General features: G+C 38.1%; 14 protein-coding genes. 1 reads left to right on the top strand and 13 read right to left on the bottom strand.

What is annotated here, in order from left to right:
- Window positions 1–223: 223 nt before the first annotated feature.
- From IGI44_RS10645 to rpsB, 6 genes are all read right to left on the bottom strand, one after another.
- Window positions 224–1,018: a phosphatidate cytidylyltransferase gene (locus IGI44_RS10645; RefSeq protein ID WP_438787709.1), complete on the bottom strand. Its 795-nt coding sequence runs from the start codon at window positions 1,016–1,018 to the stop codon at window positions 224–226.
- Window positions 1,019–1,083: 65 nt separating this feature from the next.
- Window positions 1,084–1,887, bottom strand: a complete 804-nt coding sequence (locus tag IGI44_RS10650) for an isoprenyl transferase (RefSeq protein WP_438788972.1) — start codon at window positions 1,885–1,887, stop codon at window positions 1,084–1,086.
- A gap of 192 nt (window positions 1,888–2,079) precedes the next feature.
- The gene (frr, locus tag IGI44_RS10655; protein WP_438787710.1) at window positions 2,080–2,637 is read right to left on the bottom strand and encodes a ribosome recycling factor; all 558 of its coding nucleotides are present in this window, start codon (window positions 2,635–2,637) and stop codon (window positions 2,080–2,082) included.
- A 1-nt stretch (window position 2,638) separates the two neighbouring features.
- Window positions 2,639–3,361: a UMP kinase gene (gene pyrH, locus IGI44_RS10660; protein ID WP_438787711.1), complete on the bottom strand. Its 723-nt coding sequence runs from the start codon at window positions 3,359–3,361 to the stop codon at window positions 2,639–2,641.
- 131 nt (window positions 3,362–3,492) lie between these two features.
- The gene (gene tsf / locus IGI44_RS10665; RefSeq protein WP_438787712.1) at window positions 3,493–4,377 is read right to left on the bottom strand and encodes a translation elongation factor Ts; all 885 of its coding nucleotides are present in this window, start codon (window positions 4,375–4,377) and stop codon (window positions 3,493–3,495) included.
- A gap of 78 nt (window positions 4,378–4,455) precedes the next feature.
- A complete protein-coding gene (rpsB, locus tag IGI44_RS10670) occupies window positions 4,456–5,253 on the bottom strand; it encodes a 30S ribosomal protein S2 (RefSeq protein ID WP_438787713.1) in 798 nt (265 codons plus the stop codon).
- A 368-nt stretch (window positions 5,254–5,621) separates the two neighbouring features.
- On the opposite strand from rpsB, the gene IGI44_RS10675 reads away from it, so the two are divergent.
- The gene (locus IGI44_RS10675; protein ID WP_438787714.1) at window positions 5,622–6,101 is read left to right on the top strand and encodes an arginine repressor; all 480 of its coding nucleotides are present in this window, start codon (window positions 5,622–5,624) and stop codon (window positions 6,099–6,101) included.
- A 67-nt stretch (window positions 6,102–6,168) separates the two neighbouring features.
- Here IGI44_RS10675 and IGI44_RS10680 read toward each other — a convergent pair whose 3' ends face one another.
- From IGI44_RS10680 to tsaB, 7 genes are all read right to left on the bottom strand, one after another.
- Window positions 6,169–7,227 (bottom strand): BMP family ABC transporter substrate-binding protein, encoded by a 1,059-nt coding sequence (locus IGI44_RS10680; protein ID WP_438787715.1) that lies wholly within the window; start codon window positions 7,225–7,227, stop codon window positions 6,169–6,171.
- 142 nt (window positions 7,228–7,369) lie between these two features.
- Complete coding sequence (gene argS / locus IGI44_RS10685) at window positions 7,370–9,061, bottom strand: arginine--tRNA ligase (protein WP_438787716.1); 1,692 nt, start codon at window positions 9,059–9,061, stop codon at window positions 7,370–7,372.
- 381 nt (window positions 9,062–9,442) lie between these two features.
- Window positions 9,443–10,456: an ornithine carbamoyltransferase gene (gene argF / locus IGI44_RS10690; protein ID WP_438787717.1), complete on the bottom strand. Its 1,014-nt coding sequence runs from the start codon at window positions 10,454–10,456 to the stop codon at window positions 9,443–9,445.
- 539 nt (window positions 10,457–10,995) lie between these two features.
- A complete protein-coding gene (tsaD, locus tag IGI44_RS10695) occupies window positions 10,996–12,018 on the bottom strand; it encodes a tRNA (adenosine(37)-N6)-threonylcarbamoyltransferase complex transferase subunit TsaD (RefSeq protein WP_438787718.1) in 1,023 nt (340 codons plus the stop codon).
- Window positions 12,011–12,436, bottom strand: coding sequence for a ribosomal protein S18-alanine N-acetyltransferase (gene rimI / locus IGI44_RS10700; protein WP_438787719.1), 426 nt, complete (start codon window positions 12,434–12,436; stop codon window positions 12,011–12,013). The genes tsaD and rimI (IGI44_RS10700) overlap by 8 nt, the downstream gene beginning before the upstream one ends.
- Window positions 12,437–12,985 (bottom strand): ribosomal protein S18-alanine N-acetyltransferase, encoded by a 549-nt coding sequence (gene rimI / locus IGI44_RS10705; protein WP_438787720.1) that lies wholly within the window; start codon window positions 12,983–12,985, stop codon window positions 12,437–12,439.
- The gene (tsaB, locus tag IGI44_RS10710; protein ID WP_438787721.1) at window positions 12,969–13,676 is read right to left on the bottom strand and encodes a tRNA (adenosine(37)-N6)-threonylcarbamoyltransferase complex dimerization subunit type 1 TsaB; all 708 of its coding nucleotides are present in this window, start codon (window positions 13,674–13,676) and stop codon (window positions 12,969–12,971) included. The genes rimI (IGI44_RS10705) and tsaB overlap by 17 nt, the downstream gene beginning before the upstream one ends.
- Between the last annotated feature and the right edge of the window lie 80 nt (window positions 13,677–13,756).

Raw genomic sequence — 13,756 nt, forward strand, 5'->3', positions numbered from 1 at the left:
GTCAACAAGTTATTCTTTTACTGATTATTTCATAGAAAATTTAAAAAAGCTCCGGGTTAAACCCAAAGCTAATTTACCTTCTATAACGTGGATTGCTTAAAGCTATTAGTTCAATCTTTTAATCCTAATAATCTGAAAACATCGCTTTCCCATGTTCCACTAGTTAAAACTAATCAAACATTCTTGCAATAATTATGGTTATGAAAAAGTATTACATTTCTTTTTAAAAGACTCCTAGCAAATGCATCATCGGAAAAACAAATAGCATACTGTCGAAACGATCCAAAATCCCGCCATGACCTGGTAAGATGTTACCAGAGTCCTTCACGTCATAATGTCGCTTGATCGCCGATTCTACTAAATCACCAAATTGACCAACTACTGAAAAAACAATTGTGAAGAGGATCATTGTCACCAGGTTATGTTGAAAAATTCCTGGTTGAACCAAGAAAAATACCACAGCTACAACAACGGCACTAGCAATCCCACCAAGTGCACCTTCAATTGTTTTGTTTGGAGAAATCTCTGGCCATAATTTGCGCTTACCAAATTGACGGCCCACCATGTAAGCCCCGATATCTGTCGCCCAGACAACAAAGAATGCAAAAAGTAAAATAGGCAAGCCTTCCGCTCGTGCGGTAACTAAATTTTGAAATCCTACCCCAACATATAGACTTGCCACTACAGGAAAGCCGGCTTCATCAATCGTATACGTATTTTTCGAAACGACTGAAAAACCTAAAATAATCATCACTGTTAAATAAAATAAAAGAAAATTACTATTCCCGCCACTTAAAAACGGCATCCACCGTTCTGCTGGTAAAACTAGGAAAGCTGCACCTAAAATCGAAAGCACGCCTTCAAAGCTTAGAATCGCAAGTCCTTTCATCCGAAATAATTCATAAACACCAATTCCTGCTAAAACTGCCGCTGCTATTTCAACCGCAATCCCACCGATATAGAGAATCGGAATAAAGATTGCCAATGCTACGACTGCAGTAATGACTCGCTGCCTCATGCTGTATCCTCCTTATTACTAACTCAAACACTCATTTTTCAAAGATAAATTTATTATTACGAATATTACTTTGTAGAGCTATCATCCTTATTCAGCCCACCAAAGCGTCTATTTCTTTGTTGGAATGAAGCAATAGCTGCTTCTAAATGATTTCCATCAAAATCTGGCCACAAAGCTTTGGTAAAATACAACTCACTATAAGCTAACTGCCAAAGTAAAAAGTTGCTAATTCGCTCTTCCCCGCTCGTACGTACTACAAGCTCCGGATCACGCAAATCTTTTGATAAAAAGCCTGTCATCAAATGATCTCCAACAATATCATCATTGATTTCTTCAACTGTAAGCTCATCTTCTTTAATTTTTTGAGCCATTTCCTGAATTGCCGTGATAATTTCAGCACGACTGCCGTAATTCAAGGCAAAGTTTAATACTAATCCATCATTTTGGGCAGTCTGTTCGATGGCGCGTTTCACCGCATCCTGTGTATGAGCAGGTAAATATTCTTCATAGCCCATCACGTGAACCTGAACATTTTCTTCAATCAATTCTGGTACAAAAGTATCAAAAAAATCAACAGGAAGTTGCATTAAAAAATTCACTTCTTCTTCTGGTCGCTTCCAGTTCTCAGTGGAGAAAGCATATAAGGTTAAAACCTTTACACCTAATCGATTTGCATGCTTGGTGACCTTTTTGACCGTTTCCATCCCTTCTTTATGTCCAGCAATTCTCGGCAAACGACGATTTTGCGCCCAACGACCGTTTCCATCCATGATAATTGCTATGTGCTTCGGAATAGCACCCTCAGGATCAAAAACGAAGGATGATTCTTCTGGTGTATATTTTTGTTTTTGTGGAAAAAAGCGCAACACCATATTTTTCCCTCCTTTATTTAAGATAACCAATTAAAAGTAATTATGAAAAGTCATCTGCCATTATAACAATAAATTCCTGTTATTCCTATGAAAATTAAACACCTTTAGGCTTTTTCAATGAATTATCTATTCTGCACATTGACAAAAGAAAAAGCCCGAAGATTTACTCTTCAGACTTTTAATCGTGAATTATACTTCTAATAATTCTTTTTCTTTTTCAGCGACAATCCCATCAATTGCTTTGATGTTATCATCTGTCAATGCTTGAATGTCTTTTTCCATATTGCGTAGATCATCTTCCGTAAGATCACCATTTTTTTGTTGTTTCTTGTAATCGTCCATCGCATCACGACGAATGTTACGAACAGCGATTTTTGCACCCTCTGATTCTTTTTTAACTTCTTTAGCTAATTCTTTCCGGCGTTCTTCCGTTAATTGAGGAATTACCAGGCGAATCACGTTGCCATCATTCGCTGGGTTCAAACCAATGTCGCTGGCTAAAATAGCCTTTTCTACATCGTTAATCATATTTTTATCAAATGGTGTGACCATTAATACTCGTGCCTCTGGAATCGTGATCGATGCCATTTGGTTAACAGGTGTTGGTACACCGTAATAATCAACTGTGATCCGGTCAAGTAAACTCGCATTTGCACGTCCAGCACGGATTTGACCTAGTTGACGTTGTAACGCTTCCTGAGCCTTTTTCATTTTGTCTTTTGCTTCATTCATTACTGCATCTGCCATGTTATTTCCCCCTTACCGTCGTCCCGATGTTTTCACCGAGTACAACTCGCTTAATATTTCCTGCTTCATTTAAATTAAAGACAACTAGTGGAATATCATTGTCCATACTCAATGAGCTTGCTGTCGAATCCATGACTTGCAATCCTTTAGCGATCACGTCTAAGTGAGTCAATTCTTCGTATTTCACAGCATTTTCATCAAGTTTTGGATCAGCCGAATAAACACCATCGACGTTATTTTTAGCCATCAAGATCACGTCAGCATTCACTTCCGCTGCTCTTAAGGCCGCTGTTGTATCTGTTGAGAAGTAAGGATTCCCTGTTCCGCCGGCAAAAATCACGATCCGGCCTTTTTCAAGGTGACGTTCCGCTTTACGACGAATGTATGGTTCAGCAATTTGACGCATTTCGATTGATGTTTGAACGCGCGTTGGTACATCGATATTTTCTAGTGCATCTTGTAAAGCTAACGCATTCATCACCGTTGCAAGCATTCCCATATAGTCCGCTTGCGCACGTTCCATTCCCATTTGTGCCCCGATTTGTCCACGCCAGATATTTCCACCACCAACAATTATCGCCATTTCAATTCCTAAATCATGAACTTCTTTTATTTCTTCCACGATTTCTGAAATTACAGGTGGATTAATACCGAACTTTTCGTCGCCGGCTAGGGCTTCTCCACTGAGTTTTAATACTACACGTTTATACTTTGGTTCATTCATCTCAATACCTCCACTGTCACTCTATTGATATTTTAGCATACTCTGTCTTTGAAGCCAGTCAAATTTGAATTTGCTTAAAAAAAGGGAGCGCACTTTTTATCGTGCGTTCCCGACTGTTTTTAGAAACAGGATTATTTTTTGATTTGGCTCATAACTTCTTCAACAAAGTTATCTTCGCGTTTTTCGATACCTTCGCCAACTTCGAAACGAACGAAGCTTGCAACTGTAGCACCTTTAGAAGATACATATTTTTCAACAGTCATATCAGGATCTTTAACAAATGGTTGGTCAACCAAAGCGATTTCTGCTTTGAACTTGTTCAAACGGCCAATAACCATTTTTTCAACGATATTCGCTGGTTTGCCTTCGTTCAATGCTTGTTCAGTTAGAACTGCTTTTTCGTGTTCTAATTCTGATTCTGGAATTTGGCTTTCATTTACATAACGAGGGTTGATAGCTGCAACGTGCATCGCAACGTCTTTTGCAACTGATTCGTCAGTTGTGCCGTTCAATAGAGCTAAAACAGCAATACGTCCGCCCATGTGTAAATAGCCACCAAATGCAGCGTTGTCGTCTTTTTCAACAACTTCAAAACGGCGGAAGTTGATTCTTTCACCGATAACTTGTGTTGCTTCGATCAAAGCAGCTTCAAGAGTTTCGCCTTTAGCGTTCGTTAACTTCATTGCTGCGTCCATATCAGCAGGCTTGTTTTCAGCTACTAATGCAGCGATTTCTTTCACTAAGTCTTGGAACATTTCATTTTTAGAAACGAAGTCTGTTTCAGAATTCACTTCTACGATTGCAGCAGTATTTCCGTGGATTGCAACTGAAGCTAAACCTTCAGCGGCGATACGGTCATTTTTCTTAGCTGCTTTAGCCATACCTTTTTCGCGTAAAAGATCAACAGCTTTTTCAATGTCACCTTCTACTTCTACTAATGCACGTTTCGCATCCATCATCCCTACGCCAGTCATGTCGCGTAGTTCTTTTACCATTTTAGCTGTTACGTCTGCCATTTTAAGGGCCTCCTTAGATTTTCTAAAAAAGCTGCTTCAAAGGAAAATATTTACTTTGAAGCAGCATATGCTACGAGATTATTCAGCTGATTCAGTAGAAGCGTTGTCGCCTTCTACTACATCAACGATTTCTTCGATTGAAGTTGCTTGTCCGCCATCTTCAGCAACGAAGTCTGCTTCTGCTACTTGGTCTTCACCTTGGTTCCCTTCGATGAAAGCATCAGCCATTTTAGCAGTGATTAATTTCACGGCACGAATAGCATCATCATTTGAAGGAATTACTACGTCGATTTCATCAGGATCGCAGTTCGTATCAACCATAGCAACGATTGGAATGTTCAATTTTTGAGCTTCTTGAACAGCAATACGTTCTTTACGAGGATCAACGATATACATAACATCAGGGATGCGAGGCATATCAGCGATACCGCCTAAGAATTTTTCTAAGCGTTCACGTTCTTTGTTCAAGCCAACAACTTCTTTTTTAGGCAATACTTCGAAAGTACCGTCTTGTTCCATAGCGTTGATTTGTTTCAAACGAGCGATACGTTTTTGGATTGTATCCCAGTTAGTTAAAGTTCCGCCTAACCAACGGTGGTTTACATAGTATTGACCAGCGCGGATAGCTTCTTCTTTGATTGCTTCTTGAGCTTGTTTCTTAGTACCTACGAACAATGCAACGCCGCCATCTTCAGCAACATCTTTCATGTAATCGTAAGCAGCATCTACTAATTTGACTGTTTTTTGTAAGTCAATGATGTAGATTCCGTTTCTTTCTGTGAAGATATATTTCTTCATTTTTGGGTTCCAGCGACGAGTTTGGTGACCAAAGTGTACGCCGGCTTCTAGTAATTGTTTCATAGACAATACTGACATTTGTGTTTCCTCCAATTGGTTTTTGTTTTCCTCTTCTGCTCTCTTCTTTATAAGGAACTGACATGCAGCACCGCCTTATAAATCAAGCCAGAATGTGGATTTTTTTATGCATAGTCTCCCACACACAATTAGTAATTATACAAGACTCTTTTTAATAAATCAATCTTTTTTATTTCACTTTACGCTGATTAATATTTAGTAAGGAATACTGTTTAAAAAATCTTTTTCTGCTATACTGAATGCATAATTATCATTTTCTTTCAAACTAAAAAGATTAACTACATTGATGAATGGCACTATCTAGAACATTCAATCAATTTATAGAAACCTTTGCTAAGTTACCATTATACAAATTAAGGAGTTTTTTTATGCGAAAAAAAGATCGCCACGAACTAATCAAAAAAATAATTTCTGAAAATTCGATTCGAAACCAAAATGAATTGATGGCGTATTTACATCAATATCAAGCTTCTGCTACACAGGCAACTATCTCACGAGATATCCGAGATTTAAAAATTGTCAAAACGATTGATGAAGCTGGCAACCCACGATTTGAGTTATTTCAAGAACAACAGCCTGCTACTGAAGATGATGATATTAAACGTCTCATTCGCATGACAAACAACGTTATCGTAAAAATTGATACCGTTCAATTTATGACAATCGTTGGTACTCTGCCGGACAATGCACATCTATTAGCATCTGTACTGGATGATTTATCGAGTGAATTGATCGTTGCGACGATGGCGAGTTTCGACACCATTATTATTATTTCAAGAACACCTGAAGATGCACAACAAGTTGCTGCTTTTCTGCAAGACCCTACGCAGCAATCAATTTTCTCTTAATATAATAAGGTTAAAATCTTTTATCATCAAAAACGCGCTCCCAAAAAGTATATGGGAGTGCGTTTTACTATTTTTCAGGTATTGTTATTTCACCATCAATAATTTGCTTTTTAGCCTTTGTAACCGCTTGGTAGGCTTCTTCGGATAATTGCCCCTTTGTGAGATCCACTCCACCTTCTTTCAACCCGAACTCCAAATGCTCTCCACCGGGAAAGGTATTCTCATAAGAAGCTTCAGCAATTTCAGTTACCGCTGCCCCAACATTTTTCTTAGTAGATGTCAGAGTAAAATTCCCCGTTTCTCCATTTGCCATACGATAATTTCCTTCATCTGTTTGATCGCGATCTACTCCAATTACCCAGACTTTCTTAGTTTTGTCGTTTTCATTTTGGGCCTTTGCCTCTTGGAAAACACCCGCTCCTGTGCTTCCGGCTGCTTGATATAGTATATCTGCCCCCTCTTTATACATAGCCGCCGCGATAACTTTTCCTTTATCTGGGGCATCATAAGAAGCTGCATATTGCACATTAACTGAAATTTCTTTTCCTAACTCTTTAGCTCCAGCTTTAACACCTGCCTCAAAACCACTTTGAAAGCGCTGAATTACAGGACCTTCCATACCACCGATAAACCCAACTTGATTCTTATTCGTACTATATGCTGCCGCTAAGCCTGCTAAATAAGCACTTTCCTGATCTTTAAATGTTGCAGAAACGATATTTTTTTTATTTGAAATCTCTCCATCAATCAATGCAAAATTAAGATTGGGGTTTTGTTCAGCTGCTTCTTTAATCGCATCTGCCTGTAAATAACTTAAACTGATTATGGTAGTGAAACCATTCTCAACAGCCTGATTGATATTTGTGCTGTTTTCCTGTGGATCGTTTGTTTCAAGATAGGTGAACTCTTTTTTGGGTTTCAGGCTTTTTTCTTTTCCCCATTTTTCCAATCCTTCCCATCCTGCTTGATTAAATGAACGGTCATCGACACCGCCAAACCCTAAAATCAAGGCAATCTTTTGTTTAACATCTTCATTTCCTGCGTTCTTTTCAGCCTGACTTTGACCACATGCTGCTAGGATTACAATTAATCCTAAACAAGCTAATCCTAAAAGAATTCTTTTCATCAATATTCCTCCATATGTCTTGACACCTTTAGTTTCCTCAAAGTATAGCATACAGCCTATTGTTTCAGCAAAAAACATTGAAAACCAAAAAGGAAGTTGCAAGATAACTCTTCGCAACTTCCTTTTCTTCTATCATAAAAAATTACATTTTATTTGGTGCATGAACACCCAGCAAACGTAGATCCTCTTTTAGGATTACTGTTAGAGCATATACAAGTGCTAGACGAGCCTCTTTTTGATCATCTTCAACTAAGATTTTCGTATGGGCATAATACTTATTGAATGCTTGAGCCAACTTAATTGAATGTTTTGCAATCACAGATGGTTCGTATTGATCCGCTGCCTGCATTACGACTTCTGGGTAACTTTGTAGCAATTTAATAATCTCCCAACTATCAGGATCATTTAATGCATAGACTGCTTCTGGATCGGCAGTGAAGTTTCCTTTTTCCAAAACTGTCATCGCACGTGCATGCGTGTATTGTACATATGGACCAGTCTCTCCTTCAAACCGGACGACTTCTTCTAAATTGAAATCAAAGTTGTTCAAACGATCATTTTTCAAGTCATGAAAGACTACCGCTCCAACTCCTACTTGATGGGCTACTTCTTCTTTATCAGGTAAGTCTGGATTTTTTTCTTGAATTTGAGCAAGCGCAGAATCCTTTGCCTCATTTAGAACCTCTTCTAATAGAACAATTTTTCCTTTACGAGTGGACAATTTTTTTCCATCTTTGGTAATTAGACCAAATGGAATATGAACCATTTCATCCGACCAATCAAAATCCATTTCCTTCAATACCGCTTTTAATTGTTTGAAGTGTCCGCTTTGTTCATTTCCCACAACGTACAGTGATTTAACAAAATTATATTCACGTTTTCGGTAAAGTGCCGCTGCTAAATCACGGGTGATATATAAGGTTGCACCGTCTGATTTCTTAATTAGCGCAGGATTCAAATCATATTTTTCAAGATCAACAATTTCTGCCCCTTCATTGGTTTGCAATAAATGTTTTTCTTCCAACAAAGTTACAACTTCATCCATTTTGTCATTATAAAATGCTTCGCCATTATATGAGTCAAAGTCAACTTCTAGCATGCCGTAAATTTTATTAAACTCTTTCAATGATTCGCTGCGGAACCACTTCCACAGTTCTAATGCTTCCGAATCATTTTCTTCCAATTTCTTAAACCAAGCCCGAGCTTCATCATTTAATTCAGGTTCTTCTTCCGCCTTTTCATGGAATTCAACGTATAGACGGAGTAATTCGTTGATTGGTTCAGCTTTAACTTTTTCCTCTGAACCCCATTTTTTATAGGCAACAATCAACTTCCCAAATTGGGTCCCCCAGTCACCTAGGTGATTGATTTTGATTGGATGATAGCCTATTTTACTCAAAATCAAACTAATTGAATTCCCGATAACGGTCGAACGCAAATGTCCCATGGAAATGGGTTTGGCAATATTGGGTGAAGACATATCAATAGTAACATTGCCCTCATTACCGATAGTACTATCACCAAAATGGTTTTTTTCCTTTGCGATCTGTTTCAGAACCATACTTGAAATCACTTCTTTTTTCATGAAGAAATTTAAGTACGGTCCAACCACTTCGATTTTCTCAAATGCTTCAGGATTAATTTGCTCCGCTAACTCTGCTGCAATTTGCTGCGGTGCTTTACGGAAAACTTTTGCTAGAGCAAATGTCGGAAAGGCTACATCCCCATGATCCACTGACTTAGGATTTTCCAATAAACGTTCGACTTCTAGCAAGGTTAGATTTTCCTTGACTGCTTCAAAGACTGCTTGTGCTACGATTTCTTTATTATTCATCTGAATTCCTCCTTGATTTTAGTACAACTACTATCGATTGTGTGACTCATCTTTCAACAATTAAAATATAAGACTGGTTTTCCGCTTATAAGATTCGCTAATAGAAAAAAATACTCACAAAAAAAGCCCCTGATGTATAAATACATCAGAGACGAGATTTCCCGCGGTACCACTCTTATTGTCGTAAACGACCAGCTTAGGCTATAACGGTAGCTGCCGATTCACCTCAAAAGTGCGCCCTCTATTTCTGTTTATCCGGCTCTCACCTGCCCGAACTCGCTATAAAACAATCCATAGACTTCTCTTTTTCATCGATGAAATAATTATCTGGCATTTATATTAACAGAAAATTCTTCATCTGACTAGTCAGGAAGGATATTTTTATACCTTAGGAATAAACAAATTTCCTAAAGTTGCCGCCATAACTGCTTTAATCGTATGCATCCGATTTTCCGCTTGTTGAAATTGTAATGCATTCTCGGAACGGAATACTTCATCTGTGACTTCCATTTCAGATAATCCATATTTTTCTTTGATTTCCTCAGCTACTTGCGTTTCAAGATCATGAAAGGCTGGTAAACAATGTAAGAAGATCGTTTCGTTTTTTTCCGTTTTCGCCATAAGTTTCTGATTAACTTGATAAGGTAAAAGCAAATCAATTCGTTCTTTAAACGCAGCTTCTTCACCCATAGAAACCCACACATCCGTATAGATAATATCCGCCTGTTTAACCCCTTCATCAGTATCTGCTGTTACTAAAACTTTCGACTTGGACTCGAACGCATATTCTTTGGCTAACGTGATCAACTCTTGTTTCGGAAACAATTCTTCTGGGGTTACGATTGAAATATTTATACCTAAAATTGCACTAGTAACTAGTAGTGAATTGGCAACATTATTCCGCCCATCACCTACATAGGCTAAAGTTAGACCCTCTAATTTTCCAAAATGTTCCTTGATTGTTAAAAAATCGGCGAGCATTTGCGTAGGATGCCAAGCATCAGTCAAACCATTCCATACGGGCACACCACTATGTTCTGCCAATCCTTCGACTGCTATTTGCGAGAATCCGCGATACTCAATGCCATCAAACATACTACCTAAAACTTTTGCTGTATCTTCGACAGACTCCTTCTTACCTAATTGAATATCATTCTTACCTAAATACTCCGGATGAGCCCCTAGATCAATAGCTGCTGTCGTAAAGGCTGCACGTGTACGAGTAGAGGTTTTCTCAAATAGCAGTGCAATATTTTTCCCGGTTAAATATTTATGCGGAATATTTTGTTTCTTCAATTCTTTTAAATGTGCTGCAAATTCGATTAAATACAGCAGCTCATCTTTTGTAAAGTCAATTTCCTTTAGAAAACTTTTCCCTTGAAAGACACTCATCATTTTAACTCCTCCATTTTTGAATATTCATTCGGAACTATTGGATTTATCTCATTTTTATTCATAATAACGGAATAAAATGAAAGTATCAAGCTTATTTATGAATTATTTAGATAATTTGATTCAGCTTACAAAGCATTGCAGGAAAGATATCCAATAAACCAAGAAGAACTATTGATAGTGTGAATGAAGCCACCCAAACTGACTTCCTGCGTAATACATTTAATTTATCTTGTATCTCGCTGTCCATTGACAGCGCCTTTACACTAAAAAAACTATTATAAACAATCAGGAAAGCATTTAAATTAATCCTAAGATTTTGTTCCAAAGTATTGATTAATAGTCTAGCTAGAAAAGAGTATAAGCAACGCTGGGAAATCATTTAAAATCAACCTGTTCTCTAAATTGAAAAAGTCTGTGGAATTTCAGTATCAAAAAAAACAGCTAAATTATTATTAGCTGTTTTTTTTGATCTTGTTATACATAAAGATTTGAACTATTAAAAACTGATAAATACTTCTTCAGTTTATTACAATAAACTACTAAATGTGTTGAAAGGCTAAACTCGGATTCGCATTCAAGCTCATTCCTGCAAAATGATGTTTTTTTAATTCAATATGGGCCGCCGCACCAATCATGGCTGCATTATCACCACATAAGCGTAATGGTGGCACAATCAATTTCACATCAGGTAATTCCTCACTAATCGTAGCAGCCATTGCTCCACGTAATCCTCGATTCGCTGCCACGCCTCCAGCAACGATCAATTGTTTCACAGGATATGTTTTACATGCTTTGATTGTCTTCGTAACCAATACTTCAACCACGCTAGCTTGGAAACTTGCAGCTAAGTCTTTTTTGTCTAAGTCTTCCCCTCGTTGCTCTGCATTATGAGTCAAATTGATGAATGCACTTTTCAATCCGCTGAAACTAAAATCAAAATTATCTTCTTTAATCATGGCGCGAGGAAAATTGTACGTGTCGTTCCCTTGATGGGCCAACTCATCAATTTCCTTTCCACTAGGATAACTTAAGCCCAGCACACGGCCAACCTTATCATAAGCCTCCCCGGCTGCATCATCACGAGTTTCACCAATAATTTCAAACGAACCATCTTTTTCCATATAAACCAACTCTGTATGCCCGCCACTTACAAGTAGCGCCATCAAAGGAAACTGCAATGGTTCAACTAAGCGTGCCGCATAAATGTGACCTGCCATATGATTGACCGGTAATAGCGGTAAATCATTCGCCCATGCAAAAGCCTTAGCTGCACTTAAACCGATTAATAAGGCCCCAACAAGTCCTGGTCCGTAAGTTACTGCCACTGCTCGAAGGTCTGTTGGTACTACATTCGCCTCGGTCAGTGCTTCTTCAATACAAATCGTAATTTGTTCAACATGATGACGACTAGCAACTTCAGGAACTACTCCGCCAAACCGTTTATGACTTTTGATTTGTGAAGCAACAATATTCGATAGAACTTTTTCGCCATTTTCAATCACCGCAACACTTGTTTCATCACAGCTACTTTCAATTGCCAAGATAAGTTCTGATTCATTCATTCGGATCTCCTACTTTCAAAAGCATCAGTACCGCATCTTCTATCGGATTCTGATAATAATTTTTCCGGACTCCAATTTCTTGGAAGCCGAACTTTTCGTAAAAAAGACGCGCCTCCTGATTCGAAGCACGTACTTCTAAAAAAATACTCGCGATTTCCTGCGATTTTGCATGGGTTATCAAACGTTCCATTAATTTTTTACCATAACCTTGACCTTTTCTTTCAGAAGCAATATTTGTGATTTCGATCTCATCACATACTTGATGAAACCCAATAAAAGCTACAATTTTCGATTCTTCAGTAAAATAATGGCTATGGGTCTGCTTGATATCACTGGCAAATTGTTCTGCACTCCAAGGAGATTCAAACGTGTATGCCGTTTGACTGATTTCCCAGAATCGTTTTGCTAAATCTTCCAACTAATTCACTTCCAACCGTTTGATCATATCTAAAGCATCCTCATTATTCTCAGTATAATAATTCTTACGGATATTGCGCGCTGAAAATCCTAGTCGTCGATATAAACGTTGCGCGTCAGTATTACTGAGACGAACTTCTAAAGAAAGAGTTTCACAATCGTTCATTATAGCGAATTTTTCTACTTCGTCAATTAATAGTCTTCCAATTCCACGGTTTTGAAACGCAGTGGCTACCGCTATATTGGTAATATGCGTATCATTGCCAATCAAACGGCTGCCGATAAAACCAGCAATTTCTTCTTGCTTAGTGACCATACAAATATAAAGATGAGGGATTGGTGAATGAATCTCTGACAGAAATGCGCTTTTTGTCCAAGGCGTTTCTCCAAAATAAACATCACGTTCTAGAGCAATCAATTCCTTGATATCTTGGTCAATAATTCTTCTTAATAAATATTCTTCTTCAAATAAAATCACATTCTTAGAGGTGAACGGATATTGTTTACCGTAAAGAATCGTTTTTACTAATCCGCTAAATTTTTTCAACATAGTTACTGTCTCCTGGTTGATGTGTCTCCAACCATTTTTCTTCTGCCTCCACTCGTTTCAAATATTCCGGTACTAGTCCATGGATATTTTTGATTGGTTCTGCAAGAAAGCCTAATTTTCCTAAAACGATTCCATTAGGTAGATTTTGTTCATCTGATTCAGAAATGACCGCAGTTGGTAACGCTGTTTCAATCTGTTCTTTAAATTTATGCGTTTCTCCAATGAAAACCGCGGGCTCCTTAATGTGCTCCAACAAATCCATTAATGAAATATGTTGATCCGCTAAAATACTCACTAGTCGTTGATTTTCCCAACGATAGACTCCTGCATAGACATTGTTTCGGCGCGCATCCATTATTGGGACGATCCATTTATCCGTCTGAGCATTCGCTGCGATCACAGCCAAACTGGAAACAGTTGTTAATTCGATTTTCAATGTTTCAGCCAACGTTTTTGCTGTCGTTACTGCAATTCGGATACCTGTGTATGAACCCGGCCCCTTAGCAACGATGATTCGATCCAAATCAGTAGGTTTTAATCCGCTTGCCTGCATCACCGATTCGATTGCCGGCATCAATGTCAAGCTATGATTCATTTTTCGATTTAATTGAAAATGAGCTAATACTTTTTCGTCATCCAGGACTGCCACAGCTAAGGTTTGATTGGATGTATCCATCGCTAATAATTTCATAAAAATTCATTTCCTCGCATTTAAGATAGCCATATTTTAACACAAACTACATTTGCTTTCCTACTAGCAGTTCAAAGATT

The organism is Enterococcus sp. DIV0756, assembly GCF_051710745.1.
Classification (GTDB): domain Bacteria; phylum Bacillota; class Bacilli; order Lactobacillales; family Enterococcaceae; genus Enterococcus_A.